Origin of the sequence: Streptomyces sp. NBC_01465, assembly GCF_036227325.1 — a bacterium.
Taxonomy (GTDB): Bacteria; Actinomycetota; Actinomycetes; order Streptomycetales; family Streptomycetaceae; genus Streptomyces.
The window spans coordinates 5,993,931-6,013,711 of the sequence record NZ_CP109467.1 but is presented as its reverse complement, the minus strand read 5'-3'; the positions used below and the strand labels follow the sequence as shown (position 1 = coordinate 6,013,711).

The window sequence follows — 19,781 nt, the reverse complement described above, 5'->3', positions numbered from 1 at the left end:
GGGCGTACTCCCTGGGTGGTTCGTGGATCTTTGTCGGGAATAGCCCGGAAAGAGCGCAGGACCTGTGACGGGTCACTCTGGCATCGAAAGATGATCGTTTGCCCGTTTCGTGTCTCTCCTCACAGCGGTACGGGTGGGTTCACAGCCGACTGCCAGGGAGGGCCCAGCCCGTAGAGTCGTCCCATGGCTTCCGACGACGACGGGACCGGCACCGCCCGGATCGACACCTGGATCTGGTCCGTGCGCCTGACCAAGACCCGCTCCCAGGCCGCCGCGGCCTGCCGGGCCGGCCACGCACGCCTCAACGGGGAGCGGGTGAAGCCGGCCCACCCCGTGCAGATCGGCGACGAGGTGCGGCTGTTCCACGCCGGCCGCGAGCGGATCGTGGTCGTCTCCAAGGTCGTACGGAAACGGGTCGGCCCCCCGGTCGCCGCCGAGTGCTACGTCGACAACAGCCCGCCCCCGCCGCCGCGCGAGGTGGCCGTGGAGATCCCGGTCCGCGACCGCGGAGCAGGCCGCCCCACCAAGCGCGACCGGCGCGAGATGGAGCAGCTGCGGCGCCGGTGAGTTAAGCGGCCGGCAGGTTCCACTGCTGGTTCGTGCCGCCCGCGCAGGTCCAGATCTGGAGCCGGGCGCCGTTGGCCGTGGACTTGTCCGTGACGTCGAGGCACTTGCCGGACGCCGGGTTGACCAGGGTGTTGCCCGTGCCCTTCTGCCACTGCTGGGCGCCGGTGCCGTTGCAGTCGTAGAGCTGCGCCTTGGTGCCGTTGGCGGTGCCCGCGGCGGTCAGGTCGAGACACTTGCCGAGCGCCTGGAGCGAGCCGTCGGTGGCCACGGTCCACTGCTGGGCGCTGCTGCCGTTGCAGTCGTAGAGCTGAACTGCCGCTCCGTTGGCGCTGCTTGCGGATGCGATGTCGACGCACTTGCCGCCGAGGCCGGTGATCTGGCCGGTGGGGGCGCCGGGTGACGTGCCGCCGCCGGTCATCGTCGTGTGGAACGTACGGGAGAACTGGTACGCGCTCTGCGGGGTGCCGCTGCACGTGTCGGAGAGCTGGCCGTTGGTCGCGCAGGCCTTGTCACGGCCGAGCGCCCAGAAGGCGAGCTCCTGGATACCCTTGGACTTGGCGAAGTTGGCGAGGGTGGTGGCGTTGGCGGTGGTGAAGACCTCGGCCTGGGTGTCGTTGACCCCGATCATCGGGGTGTTGCCCTCCATCGCCCAGAGCTGGGCGGAGGTCCTGGTGGTCCAGATGGAACCGAGCTGGGTGTGCAGCGCGGTCGCCGCGTCGGTGGCGGCCTTGCCCATGTCCATGGCGGGCCCGTAGTCCATCGTCATGATGTTGACGAGGTTGACGGTGAGGTTGTTGCTCTTGGCGTTGTTGAGCAGATTGATCGAGTTCTGCTCCAGGCCGGTGGGGTTGACCGGGAGCGTGTACTGCACGTCCAGCTTCCGGCCGGCGGCCGCGTACTCCTGCTGGAGCTGGGCGAGGGCCTGGTTGCGGCGGGTGTTGGCCGTGGTGTTGTCGAGCGTGGAGCCCTCGATGTCGAGGTCGATCCTGGTGAGGTTGAGCCCGTCGATCACCTTCTTGTACTGGGCCTTGAGGGACGCCACCGAGGTGCAGGCGAGGCCGAGTTCGGTGCCGGACGCGCCGCCGAAGGAGGCGATGACGTCGCCGCCCGCGCTGCGCAGGGAGTTGATGGCGGAGGTCCAGGCGGCGTCGGTGACCGAGGTGTCCCCGTTGAAGGTGGCGTTGCAGCCGCCGCCGTCGATGACGAAGGCGAGCGTGAAGTACTTCAGCCCGGTGGCCGCGCGGGCGTTGGCCAGTGCGGAGGGAGAGTTCCAGACCTCCGCGTAGGGGGCGGCGTACTGGGCGGGGAAACCGGGGCCGGGGTTGGCGGCGGCACTGGCGGTGGTGGAGGTGGTGACCACGGCGGTGGCCGCCATCGCGAGGACGGCCGATGCCGCGGCCAGGGCTCTCGTACAGGATCGGAACACAGGAGTACTCCTGTCGTGGGCGCGTCAAAGCGCAATGTGGGGGTGGACCTGGGCATTCACGTACATGAATGGAGGCCCCTCACTTGAACCTGTGAGTGATTGAAGAAAGTAGGACTAGACCAACGCCACGTCAATCCCTCGCGTTCACCAACTGAACACAGGTCAGAGGAAGTTGAGTGCGCCCCACAGAGCGAATGTCGACACGGCGAGGGCCGCGGGAACGGTCAGCAGCCCCAGCCGGGTGAAGTCGGAGAGCTCGGCGTCCGTGCCGTGCTGATGCAGGATGCGGCGCCAGAGGAGCGTGGCGAGCGAGCCGACGTAGGTGAGGTTCGGGCCGATGTTCACGCCGATCAGCGCGGCGAGGACGGGTCCTGGACCGGCGGGGGCGACGACGGGGAGCAGGGCGAGGATCGCCGGGAGGTTGTTGATCGCGTTGGCGAGTACGGCGGCGACGGCGGTCACCGCGAGGAGGGTGGTGAGCGAGTCGCCGTCGGGCAGGACCGCCCCGATGCCGTCGCCGAGACCGTTGTCGACGACGGCCTTCACGACGACGCCGAGCGCCAGGACGAAGAGGCAGAAGAGCGGGTTGGCGGAGCGGACGACGGCGGGGACGGTGGTGCGCTTGCGGCGCAGCTCGCGTACGGCAAGGACCGCCGTACCGGCGAGGGCGGCCCAGAGCGGCTCTGCACCCGCGAACGAGGTGACGACGAACCCGGCGAGGGTCAGCGCGAGGACGACGAGGGTGAAGACCGGCACCTCGGTCCGATCCTCCTCCTTCGGCGGGTAGGCGCCCGCGGCCAGATCGGCGGCGAAGTAGCGGCGGAAGACGGCGTACTCGACGGCGATCGCCGCGAGCCAGGGCAGCGCCATGAGCGCGGCGAACCGGGTGAAGGAGAGTCCGCTGGCGGCGAGGGCCAGGAGGTTGGTGAGGTTGGAGACCGGGAGGAGGAGCGAGGCGGAGTTGGCGAGGTGGGCACAGGCGTAGACGTGCGGCCGGGGCCGGGCGCCGACGCGGGCCGCGGTGGCGAAGACGACGGGGGTCAGCAGGACGACGGTGGCGTCCAGACTGAGGACGGCGGTGATGGCCGCGGCGACACCGAACACCCCGCCGAGCAGCCGTCGCGGTTTGCCGTGGCACACGCGCGCGACAAGATCCCCGGCGGCCTTGAACAGGCCGTCGTCCGCGCAGAGTTGGGACAGCGCGAGGATGGCGGCGAGGAAGCCGACGACGGGGAGCAGGGTACGGGTCTGCTCCCAGGCATCGGCCGGGCTGACCGCCCCCAGCACGACGACGATCGCGGCCGCGGGGACGGCCGCGGCGGCCTCGGGCCAGCTCTTGGGCCGTACGACGGCGAAGGCCAGCACGGCAAGCAGGAGGCCGACGGAGAGGATCTCGGCGGGAACGGTGCTCAGGGCGGAACTCCGGAGAAGGCGGGACACGGGTGGGGTGGTGGCGGCACGGTGCACCTCTGCTGGCACGCCGCCCCACCTCGGAGAAGTATCCAGGGTGCGCGCAGGTGCACCGAATCGCCGACAGTCCTGACCAGGGGTGCCCCCTCCGATCAGGGCCCCCACCCCCTCAGCGCAGGCTCGCTCCCGCCGGGCTGTCGTCGAGGAAGCCGCCCGACTGGTGCTGCCAGAGCTTTGCGTACGCGCCTTCCGACGCCAGCAGTTCCTGGTGCGTGCCCTGTTCCACGATCCTGCCCCGGTCCAGGACCACCAGTTGGTCCATGGTCGCGACCGTCGACAGCCGATGCGCCACCACCAGCGCCGTACGCCCCTCCATCAGCCGCCACAGCGCCTCCTGGACGAGGAGTTCGCTCTCCGAGTCCAGCGCGCTCGTCGCCTCGTCGAGCAGCAGGATCGGCGCGTCACGCAGGATCGCCCTCGCCAGCGCGACCCGCTGGCGCTGGCCGCCCGACAGTTTCAGGCCGCGCTCGCCCACCATCGTGTCGAAGCCTTCCGGCAGCGCGTCCGCGAACTCCGTCACGTGCGCCGCCTCCGCCGCACGGCGGATCTCCGCGTCCGTGGCGGCCGGCCGGGCGAAGGCGATGTTGTCCCGCAGCGTCCGGTGGAACATCGCCGGGTCCTGCGGTACGTAGGCGATCAGGCTCCGCAGATCCGCCTGGCGCAGCATGCTGATGTCCTGGCCGCCGATCAGAATCCGGCCGGTGTCGATGTCGTTCATCCGCAGCAGCAGCCGGCTGAGCGTGGTCTTGCCCCCGCCCGAGCGGCCGACGAGACCGATCCTCGTCCCGCTGGGCACGTTCAGGTCCAGGCCCTGGAAGAGCGGTCCCGCGCCCGCGTGGGCGAAGTTCACCTGCTCGAAGCGGACGTCGGCGGCCCTCGACCGCAGCGGCTCCGGCGTCGCCGGGTCGACCACGGTCGGCGGCTTCAGCAGCAGCTCCGTGAACTGCGCGGCCTCCGTCATCGACCGCTCCAGACGGCGGTAGATCTGGTTGAACTCGAACATGATCCGGGTCGCGTTCGTGTAGTACGTGAAGGCGACCACGACCGCCTCCACCCCGTGCGAGCCCCCGACGAGCGTGACCGCGAGCAGCAGGCCCAGCGCGTTGGTCAGTACGGACAGCGGCGCGACCAGCGTGTCGATGCGCAGGTTTCCGTAGTCCCACGACCTCAGCGTGATCCGCCGGGAGTCGGCGACCCGCGACCGGTGCTCGGCGGCCTCCTGCTCCTCCGCGGCGAACGCCCGGACCGTGTCCATGTTCATCAGGCTGTCGGCGACATGCCCCGACACCCGGGCCACCGCCTCCTCGCGCTGGCTGACGAGCGCCTGGCGGCGGCGGATGAGGGGCGCCACGCACACCGCGGTGAGCAGAATCATCGCCAACAGCCCGACGACGAGCAGCGGTTCGTAGTGCCACAGCACCACCGACCCGAACACCAGCGGCACGAAGCTGCCCACGATCTGGAACGTCAGCGTGTCGACGAACTCCTCGAAACGCGTCGCGAAGCTAAGGACCCGCTTCGTCAGCGACCCGGCGAAGTTGTCGTGGAAGAACGCGGCGTCCTTCGCGAACAGTTCGTCCATGCCGATCACATACAGGCGCTCGATGCTGTGGGCCGCGAGACGGTTCAGGAAGTGGAAGCCGATGCGCCACAGCACCTCCGCGAGCAGCAGCGCACCGGCGAAGGCGAGGACGTACGGCAGCGTCGAGCCGAAGTCGACACCGGAGTCGTCGGCGATACGGCCGACCAGTTTCGCGACGATCAGCGGCGCGATGTAGTTGATGCCGATGTTGCCCAGCGCGGGGAGCAGCATCGCGGGCGCCGTCAGCCATTTGCGCTGGGCCAACTCCCGCCCGTAGTAACGCAGTGCGAGCAGTACGGGACCCTTGCTCTGCGGAGCCTTGCGTAAATCAGGCGATTCCATCCCCACCCCGAGATGTCGTACGGATACCGACCTCGAAGTGTCCCGCGCCGGCATCCGCGCAGTCCAAGCGTTTTCGGGGCGCCGACGCCGAGGGGCGCCACACCAGTGGTGTGGCGCCCCTCGGCGTACGTACCGCGCACTGCGCGCGAGGTCAGCCCTCGACGCCCAGCCGCTCCAGGATGAGCTCCTTGACGCGTGCCGCGTCCGCCTGGCCCCGCGTGGTCTTCATGACCGCACCGACCAGAGCGCCCACCGCAGCGACCTTGCCGCCGCGGATCTTGTCCGCGATCGCCGCGTTGCCCGCGATGGCCTCGTCGACCGCAGCGCCCAGCGCGCCGTCGTCCGAGACGACCTTCAGACCGCGCTTCTCGACGATCTCGTCCGGCGTGCCCTCGCCCGCGAGGACACCCTCGACGACCTGCTTGGCCAGCTTGTCGTTGAGGTCTCCGGCCGCGACCAGGGCCGCGATGCGCGCAACCTGGGCCGGGGTGACCGGGAGTTCGTCCAGCGCGCGGCCGGTCTCGTTGGCGTTGCGCGCCAGCTCGCCCATCCACCACTTGCGGGCCGACGCGGCGTCCGCGCCCTCCGCGATCGTGGCGACGATCGGGTCGACCGCACCGGCGTTGAGGATCGTCTGCATGACGTCCTCGGAGATGCCCCAGTCCTCGCGCAGCCGGTTGCGGCGCAGCCGCGGAAGCTCGGGCAGACCGCCGCGCAGCTCCTCGACCCAGGCACGGGCCGGGGCGACCGGCACGAGGTCCGGCTCGGGGAAGTAGCGGTAGTCCTCGGCGTTGTCCTTGATACGGCCGGACGTCGTCGAGCCGTCCTCCTCGTGGAAGTGCCGCGTCTCCTGGATGATCGTGCCACCGGAGTTGAGCACCGCCGCGTGGCGCTGGATCTCGAAGCGCGCCGCACGCTCCACGGAACGGAGCGAGTTGACGTTCTTCGTCTCCGAACGCGTACCGAACTCCTCGCGCCCGTGCGGCCGCAGCGACAGGTTCACGTCGCAGCGCATCTGGCCCTTGTCCATCCGGGCCTCGGAGACGTTCAGCGCCTTGATGAGCTCGCGCAGCTCGGCGACGTACGCCTTCGCGACCTCGGGAGCACGCTCGCCCGCACCCTCGATCGGCTTGGTGACGATCTCGATGAGCGGGATGCCGGCCCGGTTGTAGTCCAGGAGGGAGTGCGAGGCGCCGTGGATACGGCCCGTCGCGCCACCGACGTGCAGCGACTTGCCGGTGTCCTCCTCCATGTGGGCGCGCTCGATCTGCACCCGGAAGATCTCGCCGTCCTCCAGCTGGACGTCCAGATAGCCGTTGAAGGCGATCGGCTCGTCGTACTGAGAGGTCTGGAAGTTCTTCGGCATGTCCGGATAGAAGTAGTTCTTCCGGGCGAAACGGCACCATTCGGCGATCTCGCAGTTGAGCGCGAGACCGATCTTGATGGCCGACTCGACGCCGATCTCGTTGACGACCGGCAGCGCGCCGGGCAGTCCGAGACAGGTCGGGCAGGTCTGCGAGTTGGGCTCGGCGCCCAGCTCCGTGGAGCACCCGCAGAACATCTTGGTCCTGGTGCCGAGCTCGACATGGACCTCCAGGCCCATGACGGGGTCGTACGTCGCGAGGGCTTCCTCGTACGCCACCAGGTCAGTCGTGGTTGTCACGGTGAAACTTCCCTCTCAGCCCAGCAGGACGTCGTCGTCGCCGAGGTGCTTCAGCTCGCGGAGGAGCAGAGCGACGCCCGTGGCGACGGCGGCGGCAGAGATCACGGCGTCGACGAGCAGCAGCTTGTCGCTCTCGCCGCGCGCCTTCCTCACCTGCTTGGAGACGCTGAGCGCGCCGAACAGGGTGGTGCCGATGGACAGGTACAGGCCGGGCTTGGAGTGCTTGAATCCCTTGGCCTTGGCCAGCGTGCTATCGCTCACAGCGACGGAGCCTCCTCGAGCAGCGGGTGTCCCCAACGGGCGTTGTACGCGGCCTCGACCGCGGCACCGACCTTGTACAGCCGGTCGTCCTTCATGGCGGGCGCGATGATCTGCAGCCCCACCGGCATACCGTCCTCCGGGGCCAGGCCGCAGGGAAGCGACATGGCGGAGTTGCCGGCCAGGTTGGTCGGAATGGTGCACAGGTCCGCGAGGTACATCGCCATCGGGTCGTCGGCGCGCTCGCCGATCGGGAAGGCGGTGGTGGGCGTCGTCGGCGAGACGATCACGTCGACGGACTCGAAGGCCTTCTCGAAGTCCTGCGTGATGAGCGTGCGGACCTTCTGGGCGGAGCCGTAGTACGCGTCGTAGTAGCCGGAGCTGAGCGCGTACGTACCGAGGATGATGCGGCGCTTGACCTCGTCGCCGAAACCGGCTTCGCGGGTCAGGGCGGTGACGTCCTCGGCGGACTTCGTACCGTCGTCGCCGACGCGCAGGCCGTAGCGCATCGCGTCGAAGCGGGCGAGGTTGGAGGAGCACTCCGAGGGGGCGATCAGGTAGTACGCGGAGAGCCCGAGGTCGAAGGAGGGGCAGTCCAGCTCGACGATGGTCGCGCCGAGCTCCTTGAGGAGCTCCACCGACTCGTCGAAGCGCTGGAGCACGCCCGCCTGGTAGCCCTCGCCGCGGAACTGCTTGACGACGCCGACGCGCATGCCCTCGACGGAGCCGTTGCGGGCGGCCTCGACGACCGGCGGGACCGGGGCGTCGATGGAGGTCGAGTCGAGCGGGTCGTGACCGGCGATGACCTCGTGGAGGAGGGCCGCGTCCAGGACCGTACGGGCGCAGGGGCCGCCCTGGTCGAGGGAGGACGAGAACGCCACCATGCCGAAGCGGGAGACCGCGCCGTACGTGGGCTTGACGCCGACCGTGCCGGTGACGGCGGCGGGCTGGCGGATGGAACCGCCGGTGTCCGTGCCGATGGCCAGGGGGGCCTCGTAGGAGGCGAGGGCGGCGGAGGAGCCGCCGCCGGAGCCGCCGGGGATCTTGGTGAGGTCCCAGGGGTTGCCGGTCGGGCCGTACGCGCTGTTCTCGGTGGAGGACCCCATGGCGAACTCGTCCATGTTGGTCTTGCCGAGAATGACGACGTCGGCGGCCTTGAGACGCTTGGTGAGCGTCGCGTCGTACGGCGGGATCCAGCCTTCGAGGATCTTCGAACCGACGGTGGTCGGGATGCCCTCGGTGGTGAAGATGTCCTTCAGCGCGAGGGGGACGCCCGCGAGGGGGCCCAGCTTCTCGCCGGCCGCCTTCTTGGCGTCGACGGCGCGGGCCTGCGCGAGGGCGCCGTCGCGGTCGACGTGCAGGAAGGCGTGGACCTTCTCGTCGATCGCGTCGATCCGGGCCAGGTGGGCCTCGGTGACCTCGACGGCCGTGAGCTCGCCGGAGGCGATCTTCGAGGCGATCTCGGCGGCGGTGAGCTTGATGATGGTGCTGTGGTCCGACATGGGTATTAGTCCTCCCCCAGGATCTGCGGCACCTTGAAACGCTGCTGCTCCTGGGCGGGGGCGCCGGAGAGGGCCTGCTCCGGGGTGAGCGAGGGGCGGACCTCGTCCTTGCGCATGACGTTCGTCAGCGGCAGCGGGTGGGAGGTCGGCGGTACGTCTTGGTCGGCGACCTCGGAGACGCGGGCGACCGCGCCGAGAATGTCGTCGAGCTGTCCGGCGAAGTGGTCGAGCTCTTCTGCCTTCAGCTCCAGACGTGCCAGCCGGGCGAGGTGGGCGACCTCCTCGCGCGTGATGCCAGGCATGCGGATCCTCACGGGGTGCGTGTGATGGTGTGGGGGCCAATCCTATGGGGCGCGGCCCCATGCCCCGAATCGGTTTCCCCGAGGCGGTGCGGTGGGCCTCCTTCCGGCCTCCGGCCGGTCCTGTTTCCCACCCGCACCACCCGTGCGGGAAGAGGGATATCTGCAGGTGGCCCAGGTGCCCGGCTGAACACCGCCGGCGTCCGCGACCCGGTGGTCGGCACCGCCCGGCCCGACGGCCGCGTCACGCACGCCTGAACCCACGCCCGCACCGGATCCGTGGTCCGCAGACGCCGACGGTGCTCGGCCGACCACCGGAAGACCCGCACCGTGTCCCCCCACCCGCACGGGTGGAGCGGGTGGGTGACACCGCGCGGCCGCCAGGCCGTGCGCACCACCCACCGGCCCGCACCGCACCGCTTACTTGACCGTCTGCCCCGAAGGGGAATCCGCGTCCAGACCCGCCGCGGCCTCCGCAGCCAGCGCAGCGGGCCGCTGCCAGCCCCTCGGGCCCCGGGCCAGGAGCCACGCCGTGGCCTCCGCAGGCGGCATCGCAGCAGCCACCAGCCACCCCTGCACCGCGTCGCAGCCCATGTCCTGCAGCCGCTCCCACGTCTCGTCGTCCTCGACGCCCTCGGCGACCACGACCAGGCCCAGCGAGTGCGCCAGATCGATCGTGCAGCGGACAATCTCCGCGTCCTCGTTGTCCACCGCGAGCCGCGCCACGAACGACCGGTCGATCTTGAGCTCGCTCACCGGCAGCTTCCGCAGGTGGACCAGCGACGAGTACCCCGTCCCGAAGTCGTCGAGCGACATCTTCACGCCGTGGCCCGTCAGCCCGGCCAGCGTGTCGGCCGCCCGCTGCGGGTCCTCAAGGAGTACGTGTTCCGTTATCTCCAGCTGCAGCGCCCCCGCAGGGACCCCGTGCCGGGCCAGCCGCGCCGCGACCGCTCCCGCGAAGCCCGGCGTGTGGACGTCTCGCGGCGAGACGTTCACCGCGACCGGGACCTTCAGTCCCTGCTTGCGCCACCGCGCGACCTGGGCGAGCGCCGTCTCCAGTACGTACTCCGTCAGGTGCGGCATGAGCCCCGACGTCTCGGCGATCGCGATGAACTCGTCCGGAGGGACCCGCCCCCGTTCCGGGTGCACCCACCGCACCAGCGCCTCAAGTCCGGCCACCTGACCGTCGAACCGCACCTTGGGCTGGTAGTGGAGCTCGACGTCACCCGCGTCCAGCGCCCGCCGCAGATCCCCCAACAGGCCCAGCCGGTCAGGGGTGTTGGAGTCGCGCTTCGACTCGTACGCCTCGACGCCCGTACGGTCCCGCTTCGCCTGGTACATCGCCACGTCGGCGCGCCTCAGCAGCCCCTCCGCGTCCAGCGCGTGGTCGGGGAAGACAGCGACGCCGGCGCTCGCCTCGAGCACCAGCGTCAGTCCGTCCAGGTCGAGCGGGGAGCCCAGTTCGGCGACGAGACGGCGGGCGATCTGTATCGCGCTGGTCGCCGAGTCGGCCACCGGCAGCAGGACCGCGAACTCGTCGCCGCCCAGCCGCGCCGCCTCCGCCCCCCGGGGCAGCGCCAGCCGTAGCCGGTCGGCGATCTGCAACAGCAGCCGGTCGCCCGCGAGATGGCCCAGGGTGTCGTTGACCGACCGGAAGCGGTCGAGGTCGATCAGGACGAGCGCTGCTCTCGCCCCGACGTTCTCCGCCTCCTCCAGCGCCGACCAGGTCCGCTCCAACAGCCACTGGCGGTTGGGCAGTCCGGTGAGCGGGTCCCGCAACTGCTCCTCCGCCCGGGCCCGGGCGATCCAGAGCGTGGAGTCCAGCGCGATCAGCGGTACGGCGAAGAGCGGCAGCAGTACGGGGACGGATGTCGCGACCACGCAGATCAGCGGGGCGATGCCGAGCAGCGCGACCCCCACGAGCCCCTGCCGCATCAGCGCGGTGCGGGCGATGGTCGGCAGCCCGCCGCCGCGCGGCGCCAGCGCGTACCAGAGCAGCAGCCGGGTCACTCCGAGGTAGGTCAGCGCGACGAGCACGACCTCGGGCGTGGAGCTGATGCCCCACTCCGAGGGAACCCAGGGCTGCTCCACTGTCGGTACGTCACCGAACGCGGCCATCACCAGGGCGCCCGCGCCGATGCCCAGGATGTCCACCGCGCCGTGCAGGAGCCCCTGCCGCCAGCGGTTGCGCCGTGCCGCCCCGGCCAGGACGACGACGGCCAGGGAGACCAGCGCGGCGGGCAGCCAGCCGTAGAGCAGGAGCACGGCCAGGGTCAGCGCGGCGCCCGATCCGGTCCCGCCCCACCAGCGGTCGCGGCCCATCGCGACCAGATGGCCCACGATGATGCCGGTGAGCACGGCCAGCGCCCAGCCCGTGGTGGAGTCGGGGAAGAGTGCGTGCCCGTCCCGTACGGCCAGACAGAACCCGGTGCCCAGCACCACGAGGGCGAGACCCACGACGGCGATCGACAGGCCTGAACCGCGCAGCCGTGAGTCCTGATCGGCGCTCTCGGTCGGTTTCATTCCCGTCCCTACCTCACAGCCGGCAGTGCCCATGCCACGCGGATGGCCCGTTGTCATGCCACCACGACCTGAATCTCACCACTCAGCCGTGCACGACAGGTGCGCTTTTCAACAGTAGGCCGCACAAGGCTCTGACGGGCACCGCTCTACAGGTCTTGCCCGAATGAGACCCAGCCACCCGTAAGGGTCTGCTATGCGCCGAACGGGTGGTCTTTCCGGGCCGTCCGCGACCGCTACTCCTCCGCGCCTTCCGTCGCCACCGCGGCCTCCCTGGCCGCGTCGGGACCCTGTTCCAGCAGGACCGCGAAGCCGTCCTCGTCCAGAACCGGAACCTTCAGCTGGACCGCCTTGTCGTACTTCGAGCCGGGGCTGTCCCCCACCACCACGAAGGCGGTCTTCTTGGAAACGGAGCCGGTGACCTTCGCCCCGAGGCTCTGGAGCGCCTCTTTCGCGCCATCTCGGGTGTGGCGCTCCAGCGTGCCGGTCACGACGACGGTGAGGCCCTCCAGCGGGCGCGGCCCCTGGTCCTCGTCGCCGCCCTCCTCTTCCAGCGGGACGCCTGCGGCCTTCCACTTCCGCAGGATCTCGCGGTGCCACTCCTCGGCGAACCACTGCTTGAGCGCGGCGGCGATGGTCGGGCCGACGCCCTCGACCGCGGCCAGCTCCTCCTCGGTCGCCTGCTCGATGCGCTCCACGGAACGGAACTCACGGGCCAGCGCCACCGAGGCGACCGGCCCCACGTGGCGGATCGAGAGACCGTTGATGAAGCGCGCCAGCGGCCGCCCCTTGGCTGCCGCGATGAAGTCCAGCATCGCCAGGGTGTTCTTCTTCGGCTCGCCCTTCTGGTTGGCGAAGACCGTGACGATCTTCTCCTCGCCCGTCTTGGGGTCACGCTTGGGCAGCCCGCTGTCCGCGTCCAGGACGTACGCCTTGATGGGCAGCAGCTGTTCCACCGTGAGGTCGAAGAGGTCGCCCTCGTCCAGCAGGGGCGGCACGGCCGGCTCCAGCGGGCGGGTCAGTGCGGCGGCGACCACCGCACCGAAGTTCTCGATGTCCAGGCACTCCCGGCCGGCCAGGTACGAGACGCGCTCGCGCAACTGGGCGGGACACGACTGCGCGTTGGGGCAGCGCAGGTCGATGTCGCCCTCCTTCATGGGCCGCAGCGCCGTACCGCACTCCGGGCACTCGGCGGGCATCACGAATTCCTTCTCGGTGCCGTCCCGCAGATCGACGACAGGACCGAGGATCTCGGGGATGACGTCTCCGGCCTTCCTGAGCACCACCGTGTCCCCGATGAGGACGCCCTTCTTCTTCACCACCTCCTGGTTGTGGAGGGTGGCGAACTCGACCTCGGATCCGGCCACGGTCACGGGCTCGACCTGCGCGTACGGCGTCACACGGCCCGTACGGCCCACGCCCACGCGGATGTTGATCAGCTTGGTGTTGACCTCTTCCGGCGCGAACTTCCAGGCGATCGCCCACCGCGGGGCGCGCGCCGTGGAGCCGAGACGGCCCTGGAGCGGGATCTCGTCGAGCTTGACGACGACGCCGTCGATCTCGTGCTCCACCACCGAGTGGCGGTTCTCGCCGATGTACTTGATGAAGTCGCGCACCCCGGCGAGCGAGTCGACGACGCGGTTCTGCGTGGCGGTCGGCAGCCCCCACTCGTGCAGCAGCTCGTACGCGTGCGACAGGCAGTCGATGTCGAAGCCCTCGCGGGCGCCGATGCCGTGCACCACCATGTGCAGCGGGCGGCCGGCCGTGACCTTGGGGTCCTTCTGGCGGAGCGAACCGGCCGCCGCGTTACGGGGGTTGGCGAAGGGCTTGTCCCCCGCCTCCACCAGGCGGGCGTTCAGCCCCTCGAAGGCCTCCATCGGGAAATAGACCTCGCCGCGGATCTCCACGAGCGCGGGGATCCTGTCGCCCTTGAGCCGGTCGGGGATGTCGGCGATCGTACGGACGTTGGCGGTGATGTCCTCGCCGATCCGGCCGTCGCCGCGCGTGGCGGCGCGGGTCAGCCTGCCGTTCTCGTACGTCAGGTTGACCGCGAGGCCGTCGACCTTCAGCTCGCACAGGAAGTGGTACGGGGCGGCGCCCACGTCCCGCGCCACGCGCTCGGCCCAGGCGGCCAGTTCCTCGTCGTCGAAGGCGTTGTCCAGGGAGAGCAGCCGCTCGCGGTGCTCGACCTTCGTGAACTCCGTCTCGTAGTCCCCGGCGACCTTCTGGGTCGGGGAGTCCGGGGTCCGCAGCTCCGGGTACTCCTCCTCCAGGGCCTCCAGGGAGCGCAGCAGCACATCGAAGTCGGCGTCGCTGATGACCGGTTGGTCCCTCACGTAATACCGGAAGCGGTGCCCCTCGATCTGTTCGGCCAGCTGGGCGTGCTGTTCCCGTGCCTTGGCGGGCACATTCCCTTGCTGTTCGACAGCCACCTTCAAGTCCTCCCGTTACTGAGCCAGTTATGGCACTGGTTACTCAGGGTTGTCCGCGAGCGATCTCGCCGCCCTGGCGCAGTGCGCGAGCGCCGCGCGCGCATACGCGGGGGAAGCCCCCGCGAGCCCGCACGACGGAGTGATCACCAGCGACTCCGCGAGAGTCCCCGGATTCAGCCCCAGCCTGCGCCACAGCGTCCTGACACCCGAAACGCTACCGGCAGGGTCTGACAATGGACCGTCCGTGCCGGGTACGACACCGGCGAAGAGCTGCGTACCGCCCTCGACGGCTTCGCCGATCGCATCCTCGTCACGCTCCGTGAGGAGCGAGAAGTCGAAGGAGACACCGGCCGCGCCGGCCCGCCGCAGCAGGGCGAACGGCACGTCGGGCGCGCAGGAATGGACCACAACCGGCCCTTCCGTCACACCCATCACATCGCGCAGCCCGCTCTCCACGACCTGCCGGTCCACGGCCCGGTGCGTCCGGTAGCCGCTCGCGGTCCTGATCTGCCCGCGCAGTACGGAAATCAGCGAGGGCTCGTCCAGCTGCAGCACCACCTGTGCGCCCGGCACCCGCCGCCGTACGTCCGCGAGGTGCGCCCGCAGCCCCTCGGCCAGCGACCCGGCGAGATCGCGGCACGCGCCCGGGTCCCCCAGCGCCGACTCCCCGCCGCGCAGCTCGAGTCCGGCGGCCAGCGTCCACGGACCCACCGCCTGGACCTTCAGCGGCCCCTCGTACCCCTGGGTGAACTCCTCCAGCGCGTCCAGGTCCTCGCCGAGCCAGGACCTGGCCCGCTTGGTGTCGCGCCCTGGCCGGTCGCTGACGCGCCAGCCGCTGGGTTCCACATGGGCGTACATCTCGACGAGCATGCCGATGGTGCGGCCCAGCATGTCGGCTCCCGGGCCGCGTGCGGGCAGTTCGGCCAGGTACGGGAAGTCCTCGAAGGACCCGACGACCGTCTTGGCGGTCTCGCGCGCGTCCCCGCCCGGCATGGACCCGATGCCGGTGGCGGGGCCCCAGGCCCACTTGGTGTCGCTCATCGACCCGGCCGGACGGTCAGGTTGTTGACCTCGGCGTCGCGCGGCAGGTCGATCGCCATGAGGATCGTCGTCGCGACGGACTCGGGGTCGATCCACTTGGAGGCGTCGTACTCCTTGCCCTCCTGCGAGTGCACCTTGGCCTGCATGGGGCTCGCGGTACGCCCGGGGTAGACCGACGTCACCCGCACCCCGTTCTCGTGCTCCTCGTGGCGCAGCGAGTCGGCGAGCGCCTTGAGGCCGTGCTTGGAGGCGGCGTAGGCGCCCCACTGGGCGTGGGCCTCAAGACCGGCGCCGGAGTTGACGTACACCACATGCCCCTGGGCCATGCGGAGTTGGGGCAGGAAGAGCCGGGTCAGCTCGGCCGGCGAGACCAGATTGGCGTTGAGCTGCTGGATCCAGGTTTTCGCCCGGAGCTCGGCGACCGGACCGAGATCCACGATGCCCGCGATGTGAAGCAGCGAGTCGACCTGTTCGGGCATGGCCTGCATGCCGAAGGCCTTGGAGATGCGTTCCGGTTCCGCGAGGTCGGCGACCATCGACCCGGCCCCCGGGTACTGCGCTTCGAGCTGCCTGGCGCGTCCGGCATCGCGCGCGATCAGCACGATGTCGTCACCGCGCTCCTGAAGCCGGCGCGCGACGGCCGCGCCGATGCCGGAACCTGCACCCGTGATCACATGTGTTGCCATACGGCCCATGCTCGCACTACTGGACGCCTGCACTCTCCTCCAGGTACGCCAGCGCCGCGACACCGTCCTCCGCGAAGAACACCAGGTCAGTCAGCGGGACCGGCAGGAAGCCCTCCTCCTCCATCCGCTGGAACTGCTGCTTCAGCCCGTCGTAGAAGCCCGCCGTGTTCAGCAGCACCACCGGCTTGGTGGTCTTGCCGTGCTTCTTCAGCTCCAGGATCTCGGTCGCCTCGTCGAGGGTCCCGGCCCCGCCCACCATGATCACCACGGCGTCCGCCTTGGCGAGCAGCAGCGCCTTGCGTTCGGCGAGGTCCTTGGCGACGACCATCTCGTCGGCGTCCTTGCGCGCCACGTCGGCCATGAACTCCACGGACACCCCCACGAGCCGCCCGCCCGCCTCCTTCACACCGTCCGCGACGACCTTCATGAGCCCGCTCTCGGACCCGCCCCACACCAGCGTGTGGCCGCCCTTGCCGATGAGTTCGGCGAATTCGCGGGCGGGCCGGGTGTAGCGCTCGTCGAGGTCGGCGGCAGACAGAAAGACACAGATATCCATACGTCCACCGTACGGGGAAGAACCGGCCGCCCCCGCACGCTGAAGTACGCATGACGAATGGACACAGCATCACCGTCGAAGAGGGCACCGAGCACGTCCGAGTCGTACGGGACGGCCAGGTGCTCGCCGAGTCCACCCGCCCCCTCGTCCTGCGCGAGACGGGCTGTCCGGTGCGCTACTACCTCCCGCCGGAGGACGTACGCACCGACCTCCTGACCCCCTCCGACACCCACACCCACTGCCCCTTCAAGGGCGACGCGTCCTACTGGTCACTGCCGGAGGCGGCCGACCTGGTCTGGGCGTACCCGGAGCCGAAGAACGAAGTGGCCCGGATCAAGGACCACTTCTGCTTCTACGACACCGAGGTGGTCTGAGCCACCGCCGCCGCAGCCCGCTCGGTCGTGGCGATCGTCGCCGAGCCGACGACCCTGGTGCCGTCGTAGAGCACGATCGCCTGGCCGGGCGCCACGCCCCGTACCGCCTCGTCGAACCGCACCCGCAGCTCGTCGCCGACCAGTTCCGCGCTCACTTCGGTCTCGCCGCCGTGGGCGCGGAGCTGTGCGGTGTACGTGCCCGGGCCCTGCGGCGCGTTTCCGCACCAGCGGGGCTTGATCGCGGTCAGGGCCGTGACGTCCAGGGCCTCCACGGGGCCGACCGTCACCGTGTTGTTCACCGGTGAGATGTCGAGGACGTAGCGCGGCTTTCCGTCGGGTGCCGGGTGGCCGATGCGCAGGCCCTTGCGCTGGCCGATCGTGAAGCCGAAGGCGCCGTCGTGGCTGCCGAGCTTCGTACCCGACTCGTCGAGGATGTCGCCCTCCGCCTTGCCGCCCAGGCGGTCCGCGAGGAAGCCCTGGGTGTCGCCGTCCGCGATGAAGCAGATGTCGTGGCTGTCGGGCTTCTTGGCGACCGCGAGGCCCCGGCGCTCGGCCTCGGCGCGGATCTCGTCCTTGGTGGTGAGGGTGTCGCCCAGCGGGAACATGGCGTGCGCGAGCTGCCGCTCGTCGAGCACCCCGAGGACGTACGACTGGTCCTTGGCCATGTCGGAGGCCCGGTGGAGCTCGCGCGAGCCGTCCTCGGTCAGCACGACCGTCGCGTAGTGGCCGGTGCAGACCGCGTCGAAGCCCAGCGCGAGTGCCTTGTCGAGCAGCGCCGCGAACTTGATCTTCTCGTTGCAGCGCAGACACGGGTTGGGGGTGCGCCCGGCCTCGTACTCCGCGACGAAGTCCTCGACGACGTCCTCGCGGAAGCGCTCGGCGAGGTCCCAGACGTAGAAGGGGATGCCGATGACGTCGGCCGCCCTGCGGGCGTCGCGCGAGTCCTCGATGGTGCAACAGCCGCGGGCTCCCGTACGGAAGGACTGCGGGTTGGCGGAGAGCGCCAGGTGCACACCGGTGACATCGTGCCCGGCTTCTGCGGCACGGGCGGCGGCGACGGCGGAGTCCACGCCGCCGGACATGGCGGCGAGCACACGGAGGGGGCGCTGGGGTGTCTGAGTCATAGCCCTACCAGGGTACGGCCACCCGGGAACCGGAAGCTCGTGAGTATGCGTTGTCGATCACATGGGAAGTACGGGGAGTGTGGGCGGTACGGGCAAGGACGGCGATCGGCGCATCGGGCGGCGGGCACTGCTGCTCGGTGGCCTGGGCACGGCGGTCGGGGCCGCGGTGCTGGCGAGGGACGAGCTGTCGCACATCTGGTGGCGGCTGCCGGGGATCGACAAACCGCGCACGCTGGGCGACGTCGACTTCCCCGGCGCCCAGTGGGTGGCGGCCTCGTCGGCGAACTACCGGCGGGCGGACCGGCCCGCCGACTACTCGATCGACCGGGTCGTCATCCATGTCGTGCAGGGCGGGTACGCCTCGGCGCTCAATGTCTTCCGTGACCCGTCGCACAAGGCGGCCGCGCACTACGTCGTGCGCAAGGACGGGCACGTGGCGCAGATGGTGCGCGAGCTGGACATCGCGTACCACGCGGGGAACTGGGACTACAACGAGCGCAGCGTCGGCATCGAGCACGAGGGGTTCGTGGACCGGAAGTCGTCGTTCACGGACGCGATGTACGCGTCGTCGGCGCGGCTCACGGCGAAGATCTGCCGGCGGTACGACATACCGGTGGACCGGGAGCACGTGGTCGGGCACGTGGAGGTGCCGGGGACGGACCACACCGATCCCGGGCCGCACTGGGACTGGGACCGGTACATGAAGCTGGTGCGGGCCGTACGCCCCTCCTAGCTCAGGCCCGCCGTGCGCGCCCGTTCCACCGCCGGGCCGATCGCCTCCGCGACCGCCGCCACGTCCGCCTTGGTGGAGGTGTGGCCGAGCGTGAAGCGCAGGGTGCCGCGCGCCAGGTCCGGGTCGGTGCCCGTCGCGAGGAGTACGTGGCTGGGCTGGGCGACACCCGCCGTGCACGCCGATCCCGTCGAGCAGGCGATGCCGGCCGCGTCGAGGAGGAGCAGCAGGGAGTCGCCCTCGCAGCCGGGGAAGGTGAAGTGGGCGTTGGCGGGGAGGCGGTCGTCCGGGTCGCCGCCGAGGATCGCGTCGGGGACGGCGTCGCGGACCGCCGCGATCAGTTCGTCGCGCAGGGCGCCGATCTCGCGGGCGTAGCTCTCGCGCCGCTCGGCGGCGATCTTCCCCGCGACCGCGAAGGCGGCGATGGCCGGGGCGTCGAGCGTCCCGGAGCGTACGTGGCGCTCCTGGCCGCCGCCGTGCAGGACGGGGACGGGGGTCTGGTCGCGGCCCAGGAGCAGCGCGCCGATGCCGTACGGGCCGCCGATCTTGTGGCCCGAGACCGTCATCGCGGCGAGCCCGGAGGAGGCGAAGTCCAGCTCGGTCTGGCCGAAGGCCTGGACCGCGTCGGAGTGCATGGGGATCTCGAACTCCCGTGCCACTTCGGCCAGTTCGCGGATCGGCATGATGGTGCCGATCTCGTTGTTGGCCCACATCACGGTGATCAGCGCCACGTCGGAGGGGTCGCGCTCGACGGCCGTACGGAGTGCGTCGGGGTGGACGCGGCCGTAGGAGTCGACCGGGAGGTACTCGACGGCCGCGCCCTCGTGCTCGGCCAGCCAGTGCACGGCGTCGAGGACGGCGTGGTGTTCGACGGGGCTGGTCAGGATGCGGGTGCGGTGCGGGTCGGCGTCGCGCCTGGCCCAGTACAGACCCTTGACCGCGAGGTTGTCGGCCTCGGTGCCGCCGGCGGTGAAGACCACCTCGCTGGGGCGCGCGCCGAGCGCGTCGGCGAGGGTCTCGCGGGCCTCCTCGACGGTACGCCGCGCCCGGCGTCCGGCGGCGTGCAGCGAGGAGGCGTTGCCGGTGACGGTGAGCTGGGCTGTCATTGCCTCAACCGCCTCCGGGAGCATGGGAGTGGTCGCAGCGTGGTCGAGGTAAGCCATGGTGGCCACGATTCTACGAGCCCGGGGGCCCCGGGCCCGCCGCACC

General features: G+C 70.4%; 17 protein-coding genes. 3 read left to right on the top strand and 14 right to left on the bottom strand.

The annotated features are described in order from the left end of the window. Window positions 1-183 precede the first annotated feature (183 nt). Window positions 184-567 carry an RNA-binding S4 domain-containing protein gene (locus OG707_RS28415; protein ID WP_329123216.1) on the top strand — a complete coding sequence of 128 codons (384 nt, stop codon included), beginning with the start codon at window positions 184-186 and terminating at the stop codon, window positions 565-567. Between the two features lies 1 nt (window position 568). Here OG707_RS28415 and OG707_RS28410 read toward each other — a convergent pair whose 3' ends face one another. From OG707_RS28410 to OG707_RS28355, 12 genes are all read right to left on the bottom strand, one after another. Further along, window positions 569-1,993, bottom strand: coding sequence for a ricin-type beta-trefoil lectin domain protein (locus tag OG707_RS28410; protein WP_329123214.1), 1,425 nt, complete (start codon window positions 1,991-1,993; stop codon window positions 569-571). 162 nt (window positions 1,994-2,155) lie between these two features. Further along, window positions 2,156-3,433: an arsenic transporter gene (locus OG707_RS28405; protein WP_329123212.1), complete on the bottom strand. Its 1,278-nt coding sequence runs from the start codon at window positions 3,431-3,433 to the stop codon at window positions 2,156-2,158. Between the two features lie 139 nt (window positions 3,434-3,572). Next, window positions 3,573-5,387, bottom strand: coding sequence for an ABC transporter ATP-binding protein (locus OG707_RS28400; RefSeq protein ID WP_329123210.1), 1,815 nt, complete (start codon window positions 5,385-5,387; stop codon window positions 3,573-3,575). Between the two features lie 151 nt (window positions 5,388-5,538). Continuing rightward, window positions 5,539-7,050, bottom strand: a complete 1,512-nt coding sequence (gene gatB / locus OG707_RS28395; RefSeq protein ID WP_329123208.1) for an Asp-tRNA(Asn)/Glu-tRNA(Gln) amidotransferase subunit GatB — start codon at window positions 7,048-7,050, stop codon at window positions 5,539-5,541. Between the two features lie 15 nt (window positions 7,051-7,065). Beyond that, window positions 7,066-7,311, bottom strand: a complete 246-nt coding sequence (locus tag OG707_RS28390; RefSeq protein ID WP_329123206.1) for a hypothetical protein — start codon at window positions 7,309-7,311, stop codon at window positions 7,066-7,068. Beyond that, window positions 7,308-8,810 (bottom strand): Asp-tRNA(Asn)/Glu-tRNA(Gln) amidotransferase subunit GatA, encoded by a 1,503-nt coding sequence (gene gatA / locus OG707_RS28385; protein WP_329123205.1) that lies wholly within the window; start codon window positions 8,808-8,810, stop codon window positions 7,308-7,310. Before gatA ends, OG707_RS28390 begins: the two co-directional genes overlap by 4 nt. A gap of 5 nt (window positions 8,811-8,815) precedes the next feature. Beyond that, entirely contained in the window at window positions 8,816-9,112 is a 297-nt protein-coding gene (gatC, locus tag OG707_RS28380) for an Asp-tRNA(Asn)/Glu-tRNA(Gln) amidotransferase subunit GatC (protein WP_206967598.1), read from the bottom strand. Between the two features lie 417 nt (window positions 9,113-9,529). Further along, entirely contained in the window at window positions 9,530-11,632 is a 2,103-nt protein-coding gene (locus tag OG707_RS28375; RefSeq protein WP_329123201.1) for a putative bifunctional diguanylate cyclase/phosphodiesterase, read from the bottom strand. A 233-nt stretch (window positions 11,633-11,865) separates the two neighbouring features. Then, complete coding sequence (ligA, locus tag OG707_RS28370; RefSeq protein WP_329123199.1) at window positions 11,866-14,061, bottom strand: NAD-dependent DNA ligase LigA; 2,196 nt, start codon at window positions 14,059-14,061, stop codon at window positions 11,866-11,868. A gap of 39 nt (window positions 14,062-14,100) precedes the next feature. Further along, window positions 14,101-15,102: a methionine synthase gene (locus tag OG707_RS28365; protein ID WP_329123197.1), complete on the bottom strand. Its 1,002-nt coding sequence runs from the start codon at window positions 15,100-15,102 to the stop codon at window positions 14,101-14,103. Then, a complete protein-coding gene (locus OG707_RS28360) occupies window positions 15,099-15,788 on the bottom strand; it encodes an SDR family oxidoreductase (protein WP_329123195.1) in 690 nt (229 codons plus the stop codon). The genes OG707_RS28365 and OG707_RS28360 overlap by 4 nt, the downstream gene beginning before the upstream one ends. A gap of 16 nt (window positions 15,789-15,804) precedes the next feature. Further along, complete coding sequence (locus OG707_RS28355) at window positions 15,805-16,344, bottom strand: TIGR00730 family Rossman fold protein (RefSeq protein WP_329123192.1); 540 nt, start codon at window positions 16,342-16,344, stop codon at window positions 15,805-15,807. Between the two features lie 50 nt (window positions 16,345-16,394). Here OG707_RS28355 and OG707_RS28350 point away from each other — a divergent pair, with 50 nt between their 5' ends. Then, a complete protein-coding gene (locus OG707_RS28350) occupies window positions 16,395-16,718 on the top strand; it encodes a DUF427 domain-containing protein (RefSeq protein ID WP_329123190.1) in 324 nt (107 codons plus the stop codon). Here the strand turns inward: OG707_RS28350 and mnmA are convergent. Further along, window positions 16,697-17,842 carry a tRNA 2-thiouridine(34) synthase MnmA gene (gene mnmA / locus OG707_RS28345; protein ID WP_329123188.1) on the bottom strand — a complete coding sequence of 382 codons (1,146 nt, stop codon included), beginning with the start codon at window positions 17,840-17,842 and terminating at the stop codon, window positions 16,697-16,699. The genes OG707_RS28350 and mnmA overlap by 22 nt on opposite strands. A gap of 61 nt (window positions 17,843-17,903) precedes the next feature. On the opposite strand from mnmA, the gene OG707_RS28340 reads away from it, so the two are divergent. Next, complete coding sequence (locus OG707_RS28340) at window positions 17,904-18,575, top strand: N-acetylmuramoyl-L-alanine amidase (RefSeq protein WP_329123186.1); 672 nt, start codon at window positions 17,904-17,906, stop codon at window positions 18,573-18,575. Here OG707_RS28340 and OG707_RS28335 read toward each other — a convergent pair. After that, window positions 18,572-19,735, bottom strand: coding sequence for a cysteine desulfurase family protein (locus OG707_RS28335; RefSeq protein ID WP_329123184.1), 1,164 nt, complete (start codon window positions 19,733-19,735; stop codon window positions 18,572-18,574). The genes OG707_RS28340 and OG707_RS28335 overlap by 4 nt on opposite strands. Between the last annotated feature and the right edge of the window lie 46 nt (window positions 19,736-19,781).

What these genes read in the sequence shown, in the direction of transcription:
- OG707_RS28400 (WP_329123210.1), bottom strand. Translation starts at nt 5,387, where the DNA reads ATGGAATCGCCTGATTTACGCAAGGCTCCGCAGAGCAAGGGTCCCGTA.
- OG707_RS28335 (WP_329123184.1), bottom strand. Translation starts at nt 19,735, where the DNA reads ATGGCTTACCTCGACCACGCTGCGACCACTCCCATGCTCCCGGAGGCG.
- OG707_RS28340 (WP_329123186.1), top strand. Translation starts at nt 17,904, where the DNA reads ATGGGAAGTACGGGGAGTGTGGGCGGTACGGGCAAGGACGGCGATCGG.
- gatA (WP_329123205.1), bottom strand. Translation starts at nt 8,810, where the DNA reads ATGTCGGACCACAGCACCATCATCAAGCTCACCGCCGCCGAGATCGCC.
- OG707_RS28355 (WP_329123192.1), bottom strand. Translation starts at nt 16,344, where the DNA reads ATGGATATCTGTGTCTTTCTGTCTGCCGCCGACCTCGACGAGCGCTAC.
- mnmA (WP_329123188.1), bottom strand. Translation starts at nt 17,842, where the DNA reads ATGACTCAGACACCCCAGCGCCCCCTCCGTGTGCTCGCCGCCATGTCC.
- OG707_RS28360 (WP_329123195.1), bottom strand. Translation starts at nt 15,788, where the DNA reads ATGGCAACACATGTGATCACGGGTGCAGGTTCCGGCATCGGCGCGGCC.
- OG707_RS28375 (WP_329123201.1), bottom strand. Translation starts at nt 11,632, where the DNA reads ATGAAACCGACCGAGAGCGCCGATCAGGACTCACGGCTGCGCGGTTCA.
- OG707_RS28365 (WP_329123197.1), bottom strand. Translation starts at nt 15,102, where the DNA reads ATGAGCGACACCAAGTGGGCCTGGGGCCCCGCCACCGGCATCGGGTCC.
- OG707_RS28415 (WP_329123216.1), top strand. Translation starts at nt 184, where the DNA reads ATGGCTTCCGACGACGACGGGACCGGCACCGCCCGGATCGACACCTGG.
- OG707_RS28350 (WP_329123190.1), top strand. Translation starts at nt 16,395, where the DNA reads ATGACGAATGGACACAGCATCACCGTCGAAGAGGGCACCGAGCACGTC.
- gatC (WP_206967598.1), bottom strand. Translation starts at nt 9,112, where the DNA reads ATGCCTGGCATCACGCGCGAGGAGGTCGCCCACCTCGCCCGGCTGGCA.